This window comes from Mycolicibacterium elephantis DSM 44368 (assembly GCF_004014805.1).
Taxonomy (GTDB): Bacteria; Actinomycetota; Actinomycetes; order Mycobacteriales; family Mycobacteriaceae; genus Mycobacterium; species Mycobacterium elephantis.
Genome location: NZ_ATDN01000023.1, coordinates 161705 through 180643, shown reverse-complemented (window position 1 = coordinate 180643; position 18939 = coordinate 161705). Strand labels below are relative to the sequence as shown.

Genomic DNA, 18939 nt, shown 5'->3' with positions numbered 1-18939 from the left:
CCTGCGCACCACCGCCGTCGGCGTGGTATTACTGCATTCCGGCGACTTGCGGGAGGTGCGATGTCCCAAAAAGCGTTCGGCCCCGGCCGGCACCCGAGCGGTCCCGCATCGCTTCCGACACCATGACCAGAGCCCAGTTCCAACTGACGGCCGCCCAAGCCGAGCAGGCGCCGGTCGTCTCGGCGGCCGGCGAGATCGATCTCGCCAACATCGACGAGTTCGGCGCGGTGCTGTCGCGCGCCGCGACCGACCACACGACGGTCACCGTCGACCTGGTGCAGGTGAGCTATTGCGACAGTGCTGCTCTGCGGGAACTGTTCTCGGTCGCGGCCGACACCAAGCTCACGCTGGTGGTGCCCGCACAGGGTCCGATCACCACATTGCTCAAGATCTCGGGTCTGGATCAGGTCGCGACGGTCCAAGTTGTCTACTGATCGGCTCAATCATCTTGTCCGCGCCGGATTTTCACCCTCGGGACCACCCTCAATTGATCGCGCTGCTGCAACGCGTCCTCGAACGCATGCAGGCGGAGCTGCCCGAGTCGCTCGGCATCAGCGTGTGCGTGCACAACAGACACCGCGGTGAGGGCCCGTCGGTGATCACCGCGCTCGGGATCGGTGAGGAACTCGTGGGCGCCCAGCTGTCCGGGCTCGGCGGGCCGGTCGCCGACGCCCTCAGCCACCAGGTTCCTGTGCTGTCGCTGGACCTGTGGACCGACGAGCGGTGGCCGGACCTGACGTTCGACGCGATCACCGCCCGGGAGCCAGGCCTTCGGTCCAGCTGGGAGCGGGTGCACGGATCCGCCGCCGCCCCCGGCGTCTGGCAGGACGACGCCACCGTCGTGGTGGCCTGCACGCTCACCGAACCGGCAACCGCCGCGACGATGACGACGCTGATCAACTATGAGCAGCTGGTGTCCGCCGCGTTCGTCTCGACCGCCGCCAAGCACGCCTCCGCGTTCTCCGATTTGCTGTCGGTGCTGCAGTCGCGCGGCGCCATCGAACAGGCGAAGGGCGCGCTGATGGGCCGGGTCGGCTGCGACGCCGAACAGGCGTGGAACATCCTGCGCCGCGCCAGCCAGCAGTTCAACGTCAAGCTGCGCGAGCTGGCGGTGGCGCTGATCGAGCACATCAGCGGCGCCCCGGCCGAGCAGCCGCGCACGCCGGCGCGGATCGCTCCCGACCGGCCGGCACGCACCGCCGCCCGGCTGCTGTGGACGGCGATGACCGAGTCGGCGCGGCCGCAGGGTCGCGGCGACTAGGTCGGGCGGCCGACCGCGGCGGCGGCCTCGAGTTCCTCCTCGAGTGCGCCCTCGTCGCGGCCGAGCGCGATGGTCGACGCCGTCATCGCGACGACCGCGATGGTGATCGCCACGGCTTTGACGCCGTCCACGGTCATGTGCTCACCGAGCACCACCGCGCCGAGCACCACGGCGATGACCGGTTCGAGCACAAGCATCGTCGGCACCGAGGTCTGCAGGGAGCCGGCGTGGAAGGCGGACTGCTGCAGAAACACCGCGATAACGCCCAGCAGCACAAGCAGATACGGGATCGGGGTGCTGAGCACGGCCATCGGCCCGTATTGGGTGAGAAGGTACATGACCACCTTGGTGAGCACCGCGACGACGCCGAACAGCACGCCGACGGCGACGGCCAGCAGCACCGCGCGCCGCCAACCGGGGTTACGGACCGCGACCACCACGCATGCGGTCACGGCCGCGATGCACACCACCGCGACAAGCGCCGTCAGCGGCGCGGAGGCCTCGTAGTCGCCGGGGCGGGTCTTGGCCAGCACCACGAACACGGCCAGCGCGACGGTCAACAGCGATGCCCACAGCCATTCGCCGCGGGTCACGCGGCGCTCGGCGAGGCGCGCGCTCAGCGGCAGGGCGAACAGCAGCGCGGACACCAGGATCGGCTGCACCAGCAGCAGCGAACCGAACACCAGCGCGAACGCCTGAAAGCAGAACCCGGTCACCGCCGCGGCGGTGCCCGCCCACCACAGCGGCCTGCGCAGCAGGGTGAGCACCATCACGACGCTCACGCTGTGCTCGGGTGCGACGTCCATGGTGGCGCGCTGGCGGACCACGATGCCGATCGCGAGAAACACCGCGGCCAGCAGGGCCAGAAGCACGGCCAGACCATGGCTTACCAAAGCGTTTCACTCCCTTCAGACCACGGCCGGCACACGGGACAAGCAGACCATATTGGCCGGTGCACCGCGCAGTCGGTGTGACCGCGCCGACGACCGGAAAGTTTCGGCCGCGCCCCGAGTGGGCATTGATCGATCATGAACATGCGACGGTTGGTGTTGCTCGTGGGCGCGGTCGTGCTGGTCGTGGGTGTCATTGGTCTTCTGGTACCCGTATCGACCGCGGGACCCGACAATCAGAAGATCGGTTGCGGTAACGCGATCGCCGCGGACTACTCCGAGGCACGCGACATCGACGAACGCAACCCCGCGAACCTGCCTATCATCAACGAACTGGTGCCGCACACCGACTACGTCGCGCAGTGCGAGGCAGCGGTGTCCGGGCGGCGCACCTGGGCCATCCCGGTGGCGGTCATCGGGCTGGTGATCCTCGTCGCCGGGTTCTTCGTGGGCGATCGCGTCGGCGGCGCCCGAACCGGCTAGCTTGCTTCCCGACCGCCGACCACACGCAGGTGTGGCGGCGATTCGGCCGTCGGCGCGATCTTGTCATTGACCGAGGCCACGACCGTGTCCACCCGGGTGACCGCGCGGTCACACAGCCCGCGGACCCGGTCACTCGCCACGTCGACGTCGTCGGCCGCGCTGCGCAGGTAGGCCCGGATACTCACCCGGAACCGGTCGCCGGCCGCGCGCAACCTGTGGCGGAGCCGGTCGTCGATCTCCACCGAGACGTAGGGCAACACCCGAACCTTCATGGCCACACGATACTTCTCCGGCGAGTGTGGGGTCGTGTCACGCTCCTGGCGCTCGGGGCGTGCGGGTAATCCACGTTCGGCGGCTCAGGTGGCTACGGCGCCTGAGGCGCCTGAGACACCGCCGCGGGCATCGGCTCCTCGGTGGTCTGCGGCAGCGGGCGGGCGGCGGTCTCGCGCATCGTGAGCACCGCGGCCAGCGACACGACCGCCGCCACGATCAGATAGAAGGCGGGGGCGACGTCGTTGCCGGTCTCGGCGGTCAACCAGGTGACCACATACGGCGTGGTGCCCCCGAACGTGGCGACGCAGATGTTGTAGCCGATGGAGAAGCCGCTGTAGCGCACGGTGGTGGCGAACAGTTCGACGCCGGCGGAGACCGCGGCCGACACGTAGACCGACTCGATGGCGGCCAGGCCGCAGTGCGCGATGACCGCCGCCAGCGACCCCGAGTTCAACAGCAGAAACAGCGGATAGCCCAGCACCGCGAAGGCCACCGAGGCCCCGGCGAGCATCGGTTTGCGTCCGATCCGGTCCGACAGCGCCGCCAGCGGCAGGATGAGGATCAGCGCCACCAGGCTGGCCAACGTCATCGAGACGAACGCGCTGGTCTTGGAGAACTCCAGCGTCTTGATGAAGTAGGTGGGCAGGAACGTGAACACCACGTAGTAGCCGACGTTGAACACGATGAACAGCCCCATCACCTGGAGGATCGGCCGCCACGCGGTGGTGATGGCCTCACGCAGCGGCGACTTGGCCACCCGGTCGGTCTTGCTGAGTTCGGCGAACTGCGGGGTGTCGTCGAGGCGCAACCGGATGTACAGGCCGATCAGGCCGAGCGGCCCGGCGATCAGAAACGGGATGCGCCAGCCGTAGCTCTCCATCGCGGCGGCCGGCAGCAGCGCCTGCAGCAGCGTGACGGTCACCGACCCGAGCAGAAAGCCCAGCACGCCCGACCATGCCATGAACGTGACCGTCAACCCGCGGCGATTCTCGGACGCGAACTCGGCCAGGTACACCGCGCCGCCCCCGTACTCCCCGCCGGCCGAGAAGCCTTGCAGGCAGCGCAGCACGAGCAGCAGGAGCGGGGCGGCGACGCCGATCGAGGCGTACGTCGGCAGCAGCCCGATGGCCACCGTCGCCGCCGACATCAGCAGGATCACGACGGCCAGGACGCGCTGGCGCCCGATCCGGTCGCCGAGCGGGCCGAACACGAACCCGCCGAGCGGCCGCATGAAGAAGGCGGCCGCGAAGATCGCGAATGTGTTGAGCAGAGCGGCGGTTTCGTTGCCCGCCGGAAAGAAGTTCGCCGCGATGAACGTCGCCAGGAAACCGTAGATCGCGAAGTCGAACCATTCGACGGCGTTGCCGATCGACGCCCCGGTGATGGCCTTGCGCACATCGGACGGCATGTCGCTTCTCCCTAGAGTCCGAGCCGAAACTAAGCGTCGCGCTGAGCATCTCGCTTACGCGGCCGCTACACCCACCCCGCAAGCACCCTAGAAAGATAGCGGGCCGGGTGGGTTCACGTGCGCTGTGTGCCGCCGCGGATACGCGCCAACCCGTCGACCCAGAACGGGCGGGTGGCCAGCACCACCAGCGCCAGCATCGCGACCGGCGCCAGCAGCGGCACCCACGGCAGCTCCACCGGTATCGAGACGGTGGCCAGGGCCACGGTCGTAAACCCCATCGCCCCAACGACCGTGGGCGCCGTCGCGTTGGCCGCGTGCCGCAGCACCAGGTAGCCGGTCGCCGTCAACCCGCACAGCGACGCCAGCATCGGCGGGGCCTCAGAGGCCACCAGCACCGCACCCGCCAGCAGCACCGCCAGCGTCGCGCAGGGCCGAAACACGCTGCCCGCCAACACCGCCAACACAGCCGCCCCCGCCACCGCGAGGGCGATGTCGTCGGCCTGCACCGCCGAGGTCGCGACCATCACCAGCCCGAACCCTGCCGCGACCGCGCGGGACTGCACCACCGAGGTCATGTCACCGCCGCCCCCGCACCGGGCGTCGATGGTCGGGCACCAGCTGCATCGCCTGATCCAGCGTGTCGACCGCACGCCACGACACCACGTCGACGCCGACGGTGCCCATGTCGCGATACATGAACGAGCGTTGCAGCGCCCACATTCGGGCGACCAGGCGGTCGGTGTCGTCGGCGAACGGCGCGCCCTCCAACACGTCGACGGCGACGACGGTGTGCCCGCGTTTGCGTAAGTCGATGAGCGCCAACGCGAATTCGGTGTCGAGCATCGTCGAGAACGCGACGACGATCGCGCCGGGCGGCACCGCGGCGCGGGGTGCCAGCGTGCCCCGGGTGGTCTCGAAGCCGTCGTCGACGGCGAGGATGGCGTCGAGCACACGGTAGAACTGGCGCCGCCCGATGTCTGCGCCTAGCCAGCGCGGCTGCTTGTCGCCGAGCGCGACGACGCCGGCGCGGTCGCCGCTGCGCAGCGCGCTCTGCACCACCTGGACGGCGCCCCGCGCGGTGCGGTCGGTGGCTTCGGTCGCCGGCCCCGCCGGTTGCGGATAGTTGTCGATGAGCACCACCACGTCGGCGGCGCGGTCGGTCAGCCGCTGGGTGACGTGCAGGCTGCCGCGGCGGGCGCTGACCGGCCAGTTGACCGTACGCAGCTGGTCGCCGGGCACGTAGCGGCGCACGTCGGCGTACTCGACGCCGGGACCGATGTGCCGGGTCAGATGCGTGCCGAGCCGGTCGAGCAGTTCGGTGCGCGGTATCGCCGTCGACTGCGGCGGGGCTTGGGGAAAGACGTAGACGTTGGCGGCGTCGGCGACGCCGAGGCCCTCGAGCAGACCGCCGCGGGCGGTGACTCGCAGGCGGACCCGGATCGGATAGCGGCCCCAACGCTCGGCGGTCACCTCGACGGTCTGCTCACCGTCGCGCTCGACGACGTCGCACTGCATTCCGGTGGGCGTGGAAACCGCGAACGTCACCGGTTCCGGTGCGGCGTCGGCCCACACCGTGACGCGGGCCCGTTCGGTCTCGAAACACCTGTGCGATCCGGGCCGGGCATTTACCCGCGCCGACGGCGCCGGGCGCTGCCAGCCGATCGAACACAGCACCCCGACGAAGGGCGCCGCGAACGCGACCAGCTGCCAGTACCCGCCGGCCACCGCCACCACGAACGCCGCCACCGCACACGTCAGCAGCGCCTGTGTGAGAGGCGATGCGCGCCAGGTCAATTCCAGTTCGGTGGTGCGGACCTCGGCCACGGCGCGTCACGCCTCGGCTCGCGGCACGGGCAGGCGGCGCAGCAGTTCGTGCACCACGTCGCTGCCGTGGACCCGCCGCACCCACATCTCCGGCCGCAGGCTGATGCGATGCGCGATCGCCGGGACCGCAAGGGATTTCACATCTTCGGGAATGACATAGTCCCGGCCGAACAGCAGGGCGCGGGCGCGGGCCAGCTGCACCAGGTCCAGTTCGGCGCGCGGGCTGGCGCCGACGGCGATCTGCGGATGCTGCCGGGTGGCCGCGGCCAGCGACACCACATACCGCAGCACGTCGTCGTGCACGGTCACCTGTTCCACCGACTCGCGCATAGCGATCAGCTCGTCGGCGTCGACGACCTGCTGCACCGTCGGCTCGGTCGACCCCCGGTCGACGCGACGGCGCAACATCGAAACCTCTTCTGGCTCAGACAGATAGTTCAGCTCGAGCCGGATCGTGAACCGGTCGAGTTGCGCCTCGGGCAGCGGATAGGTGCCCTCGTACTCGATCGGGTTGTCGGTGGCCAACACGATGAACGGTGCGGGCAGCTTGTGCGTGACACCGTCGATGCTCACCTGGCGTTCAGCCATCGCCTCCAGAAGCGCCGCCTGCGTCTTGGGCGGGGTGCGGTTGATCTCGTCGGCCAGCAGCAAGTTGGTGAAGATGGGCCCGGGCCGGAACTCGAAACGGCCCGACTGCATGTCGTAGACCGTGGATCCGAGCAGATCGGCGGGCAGCAGGTCCGGGGTGAACTGAACGCGCTTGAACTGCAGACCGAGCGCGGCGGCGAACGACCGCGCGATCAGGGTCTTGCCGAGGCCGGGCAGGTCCTCGACGAGCACGTGTCCGCCGGCCAGCACAGTGGTGAGGATGAGCGTGAGCGCACCGCGCTTGCCGACGACGACGCGGCCGATCTCGTCGAGCACCGTCTCACAGTGGGCGGTGGTGGTCGCCGCCGGAAGGCCCATGGTCATATCCGCTCCAGCCGTTGCAGGATCTCGTCGAGCGCCGCGCGCCCGGGAGCAGGGTCGTTGACGTCGCTGCCCGCGACGTTCTCCGGATCCACCCATGCCCACAGTTGCGGACCGAACAGCATCTGCCCGGTGGCGTGATAGGCGGCACGGTCCTTGAGTCGCTTCTGCCCCGTCGCCATTTCGAACTGCCGCGCGAGCATGGGCCGCAAGTGGCGGTCCCAGTCCCTTCGGGTCGAGTCCGCCCTGCTGATCAGCGTCTCGGTGCGTGACATCCAGCGTCGCAGCGCCTCCGCGGCGTCGTCGACCGGTTCCTCGCCCGCGCCGGCGACCTGTTCACGCACCAGGTACCACCGCAGCCCCAGCAGCGCGACAGCCAGGGCGACCCCCGAGATGACAAGGGCCAGGCCGCGGTCGGGCGCGGCCAGCACCATCAACTCGGTTCCGACGACCAACAGAAACCCCGCTGCGGCAAGCCTTTTCATGCCGGCACCTCCGGCACGCGCCCGGGCAGATCGGCCAGCACGCGCTGCAGCACCCGCAGCGCCGCGTCCCGGTGCGCCTCGGTCATGACATGCGGAGAGAACCGGGCTTCCTCGAAGAGCTCCACCAGTTCGGTTGCGCTGTCGGCGCGTAACGCGTGGCGGTCGACCGCGCGGGCCAGCACCTCGGTGGGGGTGTCGCAATCCTGGGGCATGGCGCCGGGCACCCGGGTCAACTCGCGCTCCATCGCCGCGTAGCACGCGATGATCGCTTCGCGCGGCTCGCGGCTGAGGTCGCCGATCTCGGCCAGCCCGATCTCCGCGGCGCGGGCAAGCGAGTTCGTGGCCTTCGGGGCCGCGGGACCCGCGACCTGGTCATCGGCGAGCGCATCGTCGTGCGTGTCGCGCCGTTGTCGTCGCGACGCGATCGCCGTGCCGAGCACCACCAGGCCCATCAGGATCAGCATCGGCGGGATCAGATAGTCGACGACGCTCGAGCCAGTCGAGTCGTCGCCGTCGGTCTCGTCCGGCAGCTGCGCCGGTGGGCGGTTCGCGTCGGATGCCGGACCGGCGACGTCGGATGTGGCATCCGGCGGCGGTGGTTCGATCGGCTCGGGGCCGCCGACCCGGCTCAGCACCACGATCAGCAGCAGCCACGCGATGATCGCGGCCAGCGCGATCATCGAGAACCGCCACGTCGGACGTCCCATCGCGCCCGGACTTCGCGGCAGCGCGCGCGCCGTCGGCGGTCTCGGTCGCCGGTCGCGCAGCCGCACGATGATCGCGAACCCGATGATCGCCACCGCCGCGGTCAGCATCGCGACCACCGCGGCCAATGCCGCGGGGTTGCTTTCCGGCGGCCCGCGCTCGACGGACCGCTCGGGGGCGCCGGGAACGTAGCCCCGCAGCGCCCAGGCGGCAAGGATCATGAGCGCGATGACCGCGATCACGCGCTGTGTCGGCTTGTCGAAACCGGCCATGACCCTGCCCCCATCCTGGCAGCAGTTACGCGATTTCGGCGCGGGAACCGTCGCTCAGCGTCGATTGGCGCGCCGAACCCGCGCAGCGGCCTCGCGGCTGGCCTGTTTGCCCTTGTCGTAGGCCTCTTCGGCGGCGGCCAGCGCCGCTTCGGCCTCCTCCAGCCGGCGCTTGGCGTCCTGGTGCCGCAGCCGCGCGGTGGCCAGATCGGACTGCAGTTCGGCCAGCGCCTCGTCGGCCTCGGCCTTGGCCCGTTCGGCGGCCGCCAGTTCGGCCCGGGCCTGCTCCCGCTTGCGCCGCTCCTCGGTGTCGACGGGCTTCTCGTCGGTCTTCTGGGCAGGCTTGTCGGCGCGCTTCGCCGGCGCGGCCTTCGCCTTCGGCTTGAAAACCGCGGCGCTGTCACCGAATTCGCCGAAGCCCGACCACTGTTCGGCCTTGGTCAACCGACCGATCCTGGCCGCGACGTCGGGGTCGGCGACGGCGGCCTGCAGGGTCGCGGTGACGTCGTCGCGCAGTGACGCCGACGGCCTGGCCAGCTCGGCTTCTTCGAACGCCGCCCGGGCGAGGTCGTCGATGAGCCGGCGCTGTTCGGCGGTCAGTTCGCGGATGCGGGCGCCGTCCATCTCGGCGTGCGCCGCGCGCAACCGTGCGCCGAGGTCGGTGAGACGCTGTCGCACGGCGTCGTCGGCGTGTGCGAGCCGGTTGACCACCCACGCCGCGGTGGTGGGTTTGCGGGCGGCCGAGATCGTCTTGGCTTCGTCGGCGGCGCCGCGTTTCTTGGCGGCCGCGGCGAGTTCAGTACGCAGGGCGGTGAAGTCCTCGAGCCGGGCGGCGTAGAGCTCGTCGAGCGGGTCCATACGTCCTCCCTACCGGTTACGGGGTCAGGGCCCCTGTCCATGGTCGCGCAACCAGCGCGCCGTCAGCTGCCGGAAGGCCTGCCGGCCGAGGCTGCCGGGGCGGGCGTCGAACACGTGGTCGGCGTACGGGACGGTGACGACGTCGACGTCGACGCCTGCCGCCGCGGCCTGTTCGGCGAACCGGTAGGTGCCGGCCACCGGAACCAGATGGTCGGCGGCAGGCACGATGATCAGCGTCGGCGGCGCGGCGGCGGTGATATGGCCGGCCGACGAAACGCGTTGGTAGCGCTCGGGAAACTGCTCGGGCGACCCGCCGGTGTAGGCACCGACCATGTCGCGCGCGAAGCCGCCGAGGACCGGGTCTGGGTTGTGGTACATGCCGGCCGGGTCGACGGCGGGATACATCACCGACACCGCGTGCACCGCCGGTATCCGCCCGCCGCACGACGACGGCAGCGTGCCCGCGGCCGCCAGGTAGGCGGTGTTGACGGCCAGGTTGCCGCCCGCGGAGTGGCCGGCTAGCGACAGCCGCGCCGGGTCACCGCCGTACCGGTGGGCGTTGGCCGCCACCCAGGCCAGCGCGCAGCCGAGCTGGCTCTGGGTGACGTCGGCGAGATGCCGGTCGTTCGACGACAACGGGTATCCGACGCTGATCGTCAGCCACCCCTGGTCGGCGAGCCACCGCAGCTCGGTGCTGCGCGAATGCCGGTCGCCGGCGACCCACCCGCCGCCGTGGATGTAGACCAGCACCGGGGCGCGCGACGCCTGCGTCGAACCCGGCGGGCGGTAGATGCTGACCTGCAGCGGTTCCCCCTCGAACGTCGCATAGGTCGCTTCGGCGTCCGGTGGTGCCGACCCGGCGGACCCGATGCCGAACATGTCGACCAGATCGACGTCGGCCCCGGCGGCCTGGACCGCGGTGGTCATCCGCGCGGTGATGAACGACGCGCCCACCGCCGCGAGCACGGCCGTCACCGTCAGCGCTGCGGCGAACCAGCCCCGCCCGCGCCACCAGCGGTACCCCGCCAGCACCGCGCCGACGGCCGCCGCCACGATCAACCACACGACGAACCACGGCACGAACGCCGTCGCCAGCCCCACATACGGGACGTCGTTGAGCAGAGTGCCCGAGACGCCGAGCGCAGCGACCACGACGAGCGGCACCGCCACCACGTACGCGATCATCAGGCCACACCGAACGACCCCAGCAGAACCTCGGTTCGCCACCAGATCAACGCCGCGAACACGACCAGCAGCGCAGCGGTGACCCCGGCCTGCACCGCGTTGCGCGAGTTCCGCGGCGCGTACGCGTAGGCCCCGGCGACCACCGCGCCGGTGAGCAGCCCGCCGAGGTGGCCCTGCCAGCTGATGTTGACCGAGCTGATCAGCGGAATGATGAACGTGAACACCAGGTTCAGCACGATGATCGCGACGACCCAGCGGACGTCGAGGTTGAGCCGCTTGCCCACCACGAACGTCGCGCCGAACAGCCCGAAGATCGCCCCGGACGCGCCGGCGGTGGCCGCGGTCACCGGCGACAACAGGTACACCAGCACCGACCCGCCCAGTGCGCTGAGGAAGTAGAGGGCGCTGAACCGCAGCCGGCCGAGCGCGGCCTCCAGGGGCGGGCCCACCACGTACAGCGCCCACATGTTGAACAGCAGGTGCGTCAGGCCGTAGTGCAGAAACGCCGAGGTCAACAGTCGGTACAGCTCGCCGCCGGCGGCGACCGCGCCGGAGTGCATCACCAGCGCGCGCTGCAGATCCGGTGACACGTTCTGCAGCACGAACATCGCCACATTGACCGCGATCAACACGTAGGTCACCACTGGGCCGGCCGACGGACGCCCGCCGAACTGGGTTCGTGGCTGCCGGACCGTCCTGGCGCCGGTGTTCACACATTCCACGCACTGATGGCCCACGGCGGCGCTGCGCATGCACTCCGGGCAGATGTAGCGGTTGCAGCGAGAACAGCGGACATAGGTCACCCGGTCGGGGTGCCGGTAGCAGGTCTGCGTCTCCGCGGGGATCGACATGGCCCCACCTTAAAGAGGCCCCCGCGCGCCCAGGACGAACCGCATTCGATAACGATTCGATCACCGTCGACATCACGATCATCTAAGACCTTCCGGCAAGTTCTGAGAATCCACGCCCGTTCTGGTCGCTGACTTATCTGAAACGGCCGATTTTGCGGTGTAGATCACGCCCATTCGGTGTAACGCAAGCGGCTATCCAGCAAACGAAAAAGCGGCGTCGATCCGCGCCGCCCACGGTCGGCTACCTTGGTTTTCGGGGACGGGGGATCAGCGACGAATTCGAATAAAAGGGAAGAAAGCATATGAAATTCAGTGGTATCACTGCGCGCCGGGGAATCGCGGGCGCATGTGCAGCAGGCGTGCTCGGCGGCCTGGCCGCAGCAACCATCGCCGCACCGTCGGCGGTGGCCTCACCCGGGCAGTGCGACGCCAGCGCGGTGTCCGGCACGGTCAGCTCCGTGACGGGCTCGGCACGCGCGTACCTGGACGGCCATCCCGGTGCCAACCAGGCCGTCACGACCGCGTTCAGCCAGCCGCGTCCCGAGGCGGCCGCGACACTGCGCGGGTACTTCACCAACAACCCGCAGGAGTATCACGACCTGCGCGGCATCCTCGCGCCGATCGGTGAGGTACAGAGCAAGTGCGACATCGCGGTGCTTCCGCCGGACCTGGCCTCGGCCTACAACGAGTTCATGGCCGGCTGAGTCCATCGCACGCGCAGCGAGAACCCGCCGCCGCAGCCCCGCTGTGGCGGCGGGTTTTCCCATCTCTCACCGACGCCTAGACTGGCTTGCCATGAACCCGACGCGATCTACCGTCCTCGCCGCGGCGATCCTCGTCGCCGCTGGTGGAGTGGTCACGGGGGTCGCGCATGCCCAGCCCGAGCCGTCGCCGACGCCGTCCACCGCGCCTGCTCCGCCGCCGGTGTCACACGCGCCGTCCGCTGCGGCGCCGGGACCGGCGCCCGACGCGTCCGAGGACGCCGACGAGTCGCCGGACGCCCCGGCCGGGCCCCAGACCTCGATCACGGCCGACGGCACCTACCAGGTCGGTGTCGACATCGTGCCGGGGACCTACTCCTCGGCGGGGCCGATCACCGACGGTGTCTGCTACTGGAAGCGCACCAGCAACGGCGAGCTCGTCGACAACGCGCTGACCAAGAAGCCGCAGGTCGTCCAGATCAAGGCGGACGACACCACGTTCACCACCAACGACTGCCAGGCCTGGCAGCTCACCAACGCCACCCCGCCGCCGCAGCCCGGACCGCAGGATCTGCTCGGCCAGCTCGGGTCGTTCATCGGCTCGGGCATCCTGAGCGGTCCGCCCCCCTCATAACGTCGCCGTACCCTGGCCACGTGGACACGGCCCAGGGCAGCATCGACGTGCCTGCCGATCTGGACGCGGTGACGGCCGTCGGTGAAGAAGACCATTCGGGGGTGGACCCGGCCTCGATCGAGCGGATCTGGCAGGCGGCGCGGCACTGGTACGAGGCCGGCATGCACCCGGCGATCCAGGTGTGCCTGCGCCACAACGGCCGTGTGGTGCTCGACCGCGCGATCGGGCACGCCTGGGGCAACGGTCCTTCCGATCCACCTGATGCCGAAAAGATCCCCGTCACAACGGAAACCCCGTTCTGCGCGTATTCCGCGGCCAAGGCGATCACCTCCACCGTCGTGCACATGCTCGTGGAACGGGGCTGCTTCTCGCTCGACGACCGGGTCTGCGACTACCTGCCCGGCTACACCAGCCACGGCAAGCACCGCACCACCATCCGGCACGTGATGACCCACAGCGCAGGCATTCCCATCCATCGCGGACCGCGGCCGGACCTCAACCGGATGGACGACAGCGAGTACACCGTCGCGCAGCTCAGCGAGCTCAAACCGCTGTACCGGCCCGGGCTGGTGCACATCTACCACGGGCTGACGTGGGGACCGCTGATCCGCGAGATCGTCGGCGCCGCCGCGGGCCGCAACATCCGCGACATCCTGGCCACCGAGATCCTCGAACCGCTCGGCTTCCGGTGGACGAATTACGGTGTCGCACCGGAGGATGTCGCCAAGGTGGCGCCCAGCCACGCCACCGGTAAGCCGTTGCCCGAGCCGGGCGCCACCGTGTTCCGTTGGGCCGTCGGCGGATCGCTGCACAAGATCATCCCGTTCTCGAACTCGCCGCTCTACCTGACCAGCGTGCTGCCGTCGTCGAACACGGTGTCGACCGCGTTCGAGCTGTCGCGCTTCGCCGAATTGCTGCGCCGCGGCGGGGAACTCGACGGTGTGCGGGTGATGCGGTCGGAGACGTTGCGGGCGGCGACGACCGAATGCCGCCGGCTGCGGCCCGACGTCGCGGTCGGGTTGGCGCCGCTGCGGTGGGGCACCGGGTACATGCTCGGGTCGAAGCGGTTCGGGCCGTTCGGGCGTGATACGCCCGCCGCGTTCGGCCACACCGGGTTGACCAACATCGCGGTGTGGGCCGACCCGCAGCGCGGGCTGGCCGCGGGGGTGATCAGCAGCGGAAAGCCCGGCCCGCACCGCGAGGCCAAACGCTATGGCGCGCTGTTGGACCGGATCACCGCCGAGATCCCGCGCACCTGACGCCGTCAGCCGAATGGACGCCGTGGCCGGCTCACCGCGGCGGACCGCTGCCGGGCGCGTCGAGACGCACCCGGTACATCGACGGCCACTTCTTGCCGGTCAGCAGGTACTCGTCGTCACCCAGGTGGGCGATGCCGTTGAGCACCCGGTCACGGTCGCCGGCCTGCCCCGGCCACAGCCCGTTCGCGTTGACCACCGTGTCGACCTCGCCCGACGCCGGGTCGATGCGCAGGATCATGTCCGTCTTCCAGACGTTGGCCCAGACCCGCCCGTCGACGCACTCCAACTCGTTGAGCGCGGCCTGCGGGACGCCGTCGCGGGTCACGGTCACCGAACCGGTCTCGGCGAACGTCACCGGGTCGTGGAACCGCAGCCGGGCGGTTCCGTCACTGCGGACGAACCGGTCGCCGTCGTGGCAGAGGCCCCAGCCTTCGCCGTCGACAGGCACCTCACGCACGGGTGTCAGCGTGGCCTTGTCCCACTCGACCGCGACACCGTCGCGCCAGGTCAGTTCCCAGATTCGGTCGCCGACGACGGTGATCCCCTCGCCGTAGTAGTCGTTCGGGGCGGGCGCGGCGCGCCGCACCGCGCCAGTCGCGGGGTCGAGCTCGCGTACCTGTGACCGGCCCGCGATCCCGGTGCCCTCCCACAGCGCCGCCCCGTCGAGCTCGAGGCCCTGGGTCCACGCCTCGGGGTCGTGCGGGATCTCGGCGAGCACGACGGGGGTGATCACCGGGGCGAGGGCGCCGCCGGGTGAGGGCTGGCTGTCGGCCTCGGGCACCGAGTGGCCGCACCCGGCCGCCACGAACAGCACGAGCGCGGTCAGCCAGGTGGCCGGCCGCCGCGCGATTGCGGATACGCCCATAGGAGCTAATACCTACCGCAGCGGTGGCCGTCGCGCGCGGGAAAGGCCGGTCTCATGGCCGGACGGCGTCGATCGCGCGGTAGATGCGCTGCTCGCTCACCGGTCGCGGGGTACCGAGTTGCTGCGCCCACAGGCTGACACGCAGTTCCTCGATCTGGCGGCCGATGTCGCGGACGTCGTCGGCAGCGGCGCGGGCCGGTGACAACGCGGCGACGAGATCGTCGTAGGCGTCCTGCACGGCGTGCACCCGGGCCATTCGTTCCCGGTCGGCGCCGATCGCGTGAGGCAGCCGCTCCAGCCGCCTGCCGATCGCGGTGAGGTAGCGGGTGAGGTCGGCCAGGTGTGCGGCACCGGTGACGGTGACGAACCGCTCGGGCAACAGGGCGTCGAGCTGTGCCTGGATGTCGGCGATCGCGTCGGCCTGCGCGGGCGTCACCGTGGCCGGCAGTGCCTTTTCGACATCGTGGGCGGCCGCGAGCACCTTGTGCACGCGGGCGACGATGTCGCGGGTGGTGGGCGCCAATTCGCGGGCGACGCGGTCGCGCAGGGCGGTGAACTCGGTGCGGGTCCACGCCGGCGCGGGCGCGATCACGTCGATCGCGGCGTCGGCGCAGTCCTCGAGCAGCGCGGGCAGCGAGCCGTCGGGGTTGGTGCTGAGCACCAAGCGGGTGCGTGGATCCAGTTGGCGCTCCAGCGTTTTGACCGGCGACGGTACCGTGAGCCGCAGCAGCCGACGGGTCCCCGGGCCCATCGCGCTCGCCTGCTCGGCCTGCGATGCGAACACGTGCACGTCGACCGCCGCGCCCGCGTCCACCAGCGCGGGATAGCCGCGCACGGTGTGGCCGCCGGTGTCGCGTTCGACAGCTCGAGGCAGCTCGTGGAGGTCGTCGGGCCAGGTGCGCAGCCCGCTGCGTTCGAGCTCGCCGGCGACCGCGTCCGCGACGGCACGGCGCGCCGGCCCGGCCAGTTCCCGCTGCAGCGCTTCGAGGTCCTTGCCGCGCGACAGCTCGGTGCCGTCGGCGGATTCGACGGCGAACGTCACCCGCAGGTGCGACGGCAGCTTGTCGAGGTCGAAAGCGTCGATCGGCACCAGCACGCCGGTGCGCCGGTGCAGCTCGCGTTGCACGGCCTCCAGCAGCGACCCGTCGTCGGGGCCGATCGCGGCCAGCACGGCGCGGGCGGTGTCCGGTACGGGAACGAAGTTGCGGCGCAGGGGTTTCGGCAGGGTACGGATGAGCGCGGTCACCAGTTCTTCCCGGAACGCAGGTACCTGCCAGGCGAATTCGTCGCCCCCGAGGCGGGCCAGAACCTCGACCGGCACGTGCACGGTGACACCGTCGTCCTCGGCCCCCGGCTCGAAGCGGTAGGTCAGCGGCAGCGCCATGTCCCCTGCCCGCCACACGTCGGGTTGCTCGTCGGCGTCGTCGGTGCGTAGCAGGTCCTCACGGGTGAAGGTGAGCAGATCGGGGGTCTCGTGCCGTTGTCTGCGCCACCACGCGTCGAAGTGCCTCGCCGACACCACCTCTGGAGGGACACGGGCGTCGTAGAAGGCGAAGATCTCGTCGTCGCCGACCAACAGGTCGCGGCGGCGCGCCTTCTCCTCGAGCTCCTCGAGCTCCTCTCGCAGCCGGGCGTTGTCCCGGAAGAAGTGGTGCCGGGTCTGCCAGTCGCCTTCGACCAGCGCGTGGCGGATGAACAGCTCACGCGAGAGTTCCGGTTCCACCTGGGAATATCCGACGCGCCTGCGCGCCACGAGCGGAAGGCCGTAGAGCGTGACCCGCTCGTAGGCCATGACGGCGCCGCGTTGGGCGTCCCAGTGCGGCTCGCTGTAGCTGCGCTGCACCAGGTCTCCGGCGATCCTCTCGACGACCTCGGGCTGGATCCGCGCGGCGATGCGCCCGTAGAGCCTGCTGGTTTCGACGAGGTCGGCGACGACGACCCAGCGCGGCGGGCGTTTGGTGAGCACCGATCCGGGCGCCAGCACGAACCTCGAGTTGCGCGCGCCCTGAAACTCGCGGGAGTCGCGGCCTTTCGTGTTGTCGCGCAGGCCGACGTGTGACAACAGCCCGGCCAGCAGCGCGGCGTGCACCTGAGCGGGGTCCGCGGGTTCACCGGACTCCCTGATCCCCAGGTCGCGGGCGATGCTGCGCAGCTGCCCGACCAGGTCCTGCCATTCCCGGATCCGCAGGTAGTGCAGGAACTCGTCGCGGCACATCCGCCGGAACGCGTTGCCGGACAGTTCTTGTCGCTGCTCCCGCAGATACCGCCACAGGTTGAGGTAGGAGATGAAGTCCGAGTGCTCGTCGGCGAAGCGGGCGTGGCTCTGCCGCGCCGCCTCCTCGCGGTCGGCGGGCCGCTCCCGCGGGTCGGGGATCGACAGCGCCGCGGCCAGCACCAGGATCTCGGCCACACACCCCTCGGCGTCGGCCTGCAGGATCATCCGGCCCAACCGCGGATCGACCGGCAACTGGGCCAGGCGGCGGCCGATGTCGGTGATCTTGCCGTCCCTGTCGAACGCGCCGAGTTCCTGCAGCAACTGGACCCCGTCGCGGATGCTGCGGCTTTCGGGCGGGTCGAGAAACGGAAACGTCTGGATGTCACCGAGATTCAGCGCCGCCATCTGCAGGATCACCGCGGCGAGGTTGGTGCGCAGGATCTCCGGGTCGGTGTAGCGCGGCCGCCCCGCGAGGTCCTCCTCGGAGTACAGCCGAATACACACGCCGGGCGCGGTACGCCCCGATCGGCCCGCGCGCTGAGCGGCCGACGCCTGCGAGATGGGCTCGATGGGAAGCCGCTGCACCTTGGTGCGCCGACTGTAGCGCGAGATCCGCGCGGTGCCGGGGTCGACGACGTACCGGATGCCGGGCACCGTCAGCGACGTCTCGGCGACGTTCGTCGCGAGCACGACGCGGCGGCGGGCGCGGCTGGGCTGGAACACCTTCTGCTGATCGGCGGTCGGCAGCCGCGCGTACAGCGGCAGCACCTCGAGGTCGTCGTCCAGCCCGCGCGACGCCACCAGGGCGTCACGGGTGTCGCGGATTTCGCGTTCGCCGGACAGGAACACCAGCACGTCGCCGGGCGGTTCGCTCGCCAGTTCGCCGATGGCGTCGATGATCGCCTCGGTCTGGTCACGGATCTCGGTGCGCACGATCTCGTGGTCGGGATCGTCGGGATCGTCCGAATCCTCCACGGCGACAGGTACTTCCAGGGGCCGGTAGCGGATCTCGACCGGATAGGTACGGCCGGACACCTCCACGATCGGAGCTGGGCCGTCGACGGTGCCGAAATGCTCGGCGAACCGTTCCGGTTCGATGGTCGCCGAGGTGACGATCACCTTGAGATCGGGTCGCCGCGGCAACAGCTCCCGCAGGTAGCCGAGCAGGAAGTCGATGTTGAGGCTGCGCTCGTGGGCCTCGTCGAGGATCAGGGTGTCGTAGCGCAGCAGGCGGCGGTCACGCTGGATCTCGGCGAGCAGGATGCCGTCGGTCATCAGCTTCACCAGCGTGCGGTCGCTGACCTGATCGGTGAAGCGCACCGTGTAGCCGACGGTTTCGCCCAGCGGGCTGCCCAGTTCGTCGGCGATGCGCTGGGCGACGGTGCGCGCGGCCAGGCGCCGAGGTTGGGTGTGCCCGATCGTGCCGCGTATCCCGCGGCCCAGTTCCAGGCAGATCTTGGGCAGCTGGGTCGTCTTGCCGGAGCCGGTCTCCCCCGCGACGATGACGACCTGGTTGGCGTTGATGGCCTTGGCGATGTCGTCGCGCCGCTCGCTGACCGGAAGGTCGGGATAGGTGATCGCGGGCAGCGCCGCCGCCCGGGTGGCCACCAGCGCTTCGGCGGCGGTGATCTGTTCGGCGAGCTTGGCGAGCTTGTCCGGGCTCGCTCCGCGCAACTGCCGGAGGCGGCGCCCGAGGCGGGCGGCGTCGCCAACGGTCAGCCCGTCGAGGCGCTTGCGCAAATCACTCGCCGAAATCGGCGAAACGGCGGGATCCACTCGCACTTTGTCGCCCATATGTTCCTTT

At 70.3% G+C, this 18939-nt stretch carries 19 protein-coding genes; 6 read left to right on the top strand and 13 right to left on the bottom strand.

From position 1 onward, the window contains the following. Positions 1-122 precede the first annotated feature (122 nt). Both MELE44368_RS16995 and MELE44368_RS16990 read left to right on the top strand, forming a co-directional pair. Entirely contained in the window at positions 123-434 is a 312-nt protein-coding gene (locus MELE44368_RS16995; RefSeq protein WP_128109537.1) for an STAS domain-containing protein, read from the top strand. A 53-nt stretch (positions 435-487) separates the two neighbouring features. Next, positions 488-1261, top strand: a complete 774-nt coding sequence (locus MELE44368_RS16990; protein WP_241566661.1) for an ANTAR domain-containing protein — start codon at positions 488-490, stop codon at positions 1259-1261. Here MELE44368_RS16990 and MELE44368_RS16985 read toward each other — a convergent pair. Further along, a complete protein-coding gene (locus tag MELE44368_RS16985) occupies positions 1258-2154 on the bottom strand; it encodes a DMT family transporter (protein WP_206613791.1) in 897 nt (298 codons plus the stop codon). The genes MELE44368_RS16990 and MELE44368_RS16985 overlap by 4 nt on opposite strands. Before the next feature lie 135 nt (positions 2155-2289). Here MELE44368_RS16985 and MELE44368_RS16980 point away from each other — a divergent pair, with 135 nt between their 5' ends. Next, the gene (locus MELE44368_RS16980; RefSeq protein WP_128109535.1) at positions 2290-2634 is read left to right on the top strand and encodes an aminopeptidase; all 345 of its coding nucleotides are present in this window, start codon (positions 2290-2292) and stop codon (positions 2632-2634) included. Here MELE44368_RS16980 and MELE44368_RS16975 read toward each other — a convergent pair. The 10 genes from MELE44368_RS16975 to MELE44368_RS16930 all read right to left on the bottom strand — a co-directional run bounded on the left by MELE44368_RS16975 (position 2631) and on the right by MELE44368_RS16930 (position 11461). Continuing rightward, on the bottom strand, positions 2631-2906 hold the full coding sequence (locus tag MELE44368_RS16975; RefSeq protein WP_128109534.1) for a hypothetical protein: 276 nt from the start codon (positions 2904-2906) through the stop codon (positions 2631-2633). The two genes, MELE44368_RS16980 and MELE44368_RS16975, sit on opposite strands and share 4 nt — an antisense overlap. A gap of 92 nt (positions 2907-2998) precedes the next feature. After that, on the bottom strand, positions 2999-4315 hold the full coding sequence (locus MELE44368_RS16970) for an MFS transporter (protein ID WP_128109533.1): 1317 nt from the start codon (positions 4313-4315) through the stop codon (positions 2999-3001). A gap of 113 nt (positions 4316-4428) precedes the next feature. Next, positions 4429-4890 carry a hypothetical protein gene (locus tag MELE44368_RS16965; protein WP_128109532.1) on the bottom strand — a complete coding sequence of 154 codons (462 nt, stop codon included), beginning with the start codon at positions 4888-4890 and terminating at the stop codon, positions 4429-4431. A 1-nt stretch (position 4891) separates the two neighbouring features. Next, positions 4892-6139 (bottom strand): DUF58 domain-containing protein, encoded by a 1248-nt coding sequence (locus MELE44368_RS16960; protein ID WP_128109531.1) that lies wholly within the window; start codon positions 6137-6139, stop codon positions 4892-4894. Positions 6140-6145: 6 nt separating this feature from the next. Then, on the bottom strand, positions 6146-7105 hold the full coding sequence (locus tag MELE44368_RS16955; protein ID WP_128109594.1) for an AAA family ATPase: 960 nt from the start codon (positions 7103-7105) through the stop codon (positions 6146-6148). A gap of 2 nt (positions 7106-7107) precedes the next feature. Beyond that, positions 7108-7593 (bottom strand): hypothetical protein, encoded by a 486-nt coding sequence (locus tag MELE44368_RS16950; protein WP_128109530.1) that lies wholly within the window; start codon positions 7591-7593, stop codon positions 7108-7110. Then, positions 7590-8570, bottom strand: a complete 981-nt coding sequence (locus MELE44368_RS16945; RefSeq protein WP_128109529.1) for a DUF4129 domain-containing protein — start codon at positions 8568-8570, stop codon at positions 7590-7592. Before MELE44368_RS16945 ends, MELE44368_RS16950 begins: the two co-directional genes overlap by 4 nt. 54 nt (positions 8571-8624) lie before the next feature. After that, positions 8625-9425, bottom strand: coding sequence for a hypothetical protein (locus tag MELE44368_RS16940; protein ID WP_128109528.1), 801 nt, complete (start codon positions 9423-9425; stop codon positions 8625-8627). A 24-nt stretch (positions 9426-9449) separates the two neighbouring features. Further along, positions 9450-10610, bottom strand: a complete 1161-nt coding sequence (locus MELE44368_RS16935) for an alpha/beta hydrolase (RefSeq protein ID WP_128109527.1) — start codon at positions 10608-10610, stop codon at positions 9450-9452. Further along, the gene (locus MELE44368_RS16930) at positions 10610-11461 is read right to left on the bottom strand and encodes a rhomboid family intramembrane serine protease (protein ID WP_128109526.1); all 852 of its coding nucleotides are present in this window, start codon (positions 11459-11461) and stop codon (positions 10610-10612) included. Before MELE44368_RS16930 ends, MELE44368_RS16935 begins: the two co-directional genes overlap by 1 nt. A gap of 302 nt (positions 11462-11763) precedes the next feature. On the opposite strand from MELE44368_RS16930, the gene MELE44368_RS16925 reads away from it, so the two are divergent. The 3 genes from MELE44368_RS16925 to lipE all read left to right on the top strand — a co-directional run bounded on the left by MELE44368_RS16925 (position 11764) and on the right by lipE (position 14055). Further along, complete coding sequence (locus tag MELE44368_RS16925; protein WP_128109525.1) at positions 11764-12165, top strand: heme-binding protein; 402 nt, start codon at positions 11764-11766, stop codon at positions 12163-12165. A 91-nt stretch (positions 12166-12256) separates the two neighbouring features. Continuing rightward, a complete protein-coding gene (locus tag MELE44368_RS16920) occupies positions 12257-12796 on the top strand; it encodes an Rv1352/Rv1906c domain-containing protein (RefSeq protein WP_128109524.1) in 540 nt (179 codons plus the stop codon). A 20-nt stretch (positions 12797-12816) separates the two neighbouring features. Next, positions 12817-14055, top strand: coding sequence for a lipase LipE (gene lipE / locus MELE44368_RS16915; protein ID WP_128109523.1), 1239 nt, complete (start codon positions 12817-12819; stop codon positions 14053-14055). A gap of 31 nt (positions 14056-14086) precedes the next feature. Here lipE and MELE44368_RS16910 read toward each other — a convergent pair whose 3' ends face one another. Together MELE44368_RS16910 and hrpA are read right to left on the bottom strand one after the other, a co-directional pair. After that, a complete protein-coding gene (locus MELE44368_RS16910) occupies positions 14087-14920 on the bottom strand; it encodes a glutaminyl-peptide cyclotransferase (RefSeq protein WP_128109522.1) in 834 nt (277 codons plus the stop codon). A 52-nt stretch (positions 14921-14972) separates the two neighbouring features. After that, positions 14973-18929 (bottom strand): ATP-dependent RNA helicase HrpA, encoded by a 3957-nt coding sequence (gene hrpA, locus MELE44368_RS16905; protein ID WP_128109521.1) that lies wholly within the window; start codon positions 18927-18929, stop codon positions 14973-14975. Between the last annotated feature and the right edge of the window lie 10 nt (positions 18930-18939).

Coding starts and splice junctions, on each gene's coding strand:
- MELE44368_RS16995 (WP_128109537.1), top strand. CDS start 123: ATGACCAGAGCCCAGTTCCAACTGACGGCCGCCCAAGCCGAGCAGGCG.
- MELE44368_RS16980 (WP_128109535.1), top strand. CDS start 2,290: ATGAACATGCGACGGTTGGTGTTGCTCGTGGGCGCGGTCGTGCTGGTC.
- MELE44368_RS16975 (WP_128109534.1), bottom strand. CDS start 2,906: ATGAAGGTTCGGGTGTTGCCCTACGTCTCGGTGGAGATCGACGACCGG.
- MELE44368_RS16970 (WP_128109533.1), bottom strand. CDS start 4,315: ATGCCGTCCGATGTGCGCAAGGCCATCACCGGGGCGTCGATCGGCAAC.
- MELE44368_RS16965 (WP_128109532.1), bottom strand. CDS start 4,890: ATGACCTCGGTGGTGCAGTCCCGCGCGGTCGCGGCAGGGTTCGGGCTG.
- MELE44368_RS16955 (WP_128109594.1), bottom strand. CDS start 7,105: ATGGGCCTTCCGGCGGCGACCACCACCGCCCACTGTGAGACGGTGCTC.
- MELE44368_RS16950 (WP_128109530.1), bottom strand. CDS start 7,593: ATGAAAAGGCTTGCCGCAGCGGGGTTTCTGTTGGTCGTCGGAACCGAG.
- MELE44368_RS16945 (WP_128109529.1), bottom strand. CDS start 8,570: ATGGCCGGTTTCGACAAGCCGACACAGCGCGTGATCGCGGTCATCGCG.
- MELE44368_RS16940 (WP_128109528.1), bottom strand. CDS start 9,425: ATGGACCCGCTCGACGAGCTCTACGCCGCCCGGCTCGAGGACTTCACC.
- MELE44368_RS16935 (WP_128109527.1), bottom strand. CDS start 10,610: ATGATCGCGTACGTGGTGGCGGTGCCGCTCGTCGTGGTCGCTGCGCTC.
- MELE44368_RS16930 (WP_128109526.1), bottom strand. CDS start 11,461: ATGTCGATCCCCGCGGAGACGCAGACCTGCTACCGGCACCCCGACCGG.
- MELE44368_RS16925 (WP_128109525.1), top strand. CDS start 11,764: ATGAAATTCAGTGGTATCACTGCGCGCCGGGGAATCGCGGGCGCATGT.
- MELE44368_RS16920 (WP_128109524.1), top strand. CDS start 12,257: ATGAACCCGACGCGATCTACCGTCCTCGCCGCGGCGATCCTCGTCGCC.
- MELE44368_RS16910 (WP_128109522.1), bottom strand. CDS start 14,920: ATGGGCGTATCCGCAATCGCGCGGCGGCCGGCCACCTGGCTGACCGCG.
- hrpA (WP_128109521.1), bottom strand. CDS start 18,929: ATGGGCGACAAAGTGCGAGTGGATCCCGCCGTTTCGCCGATTTCGGCG.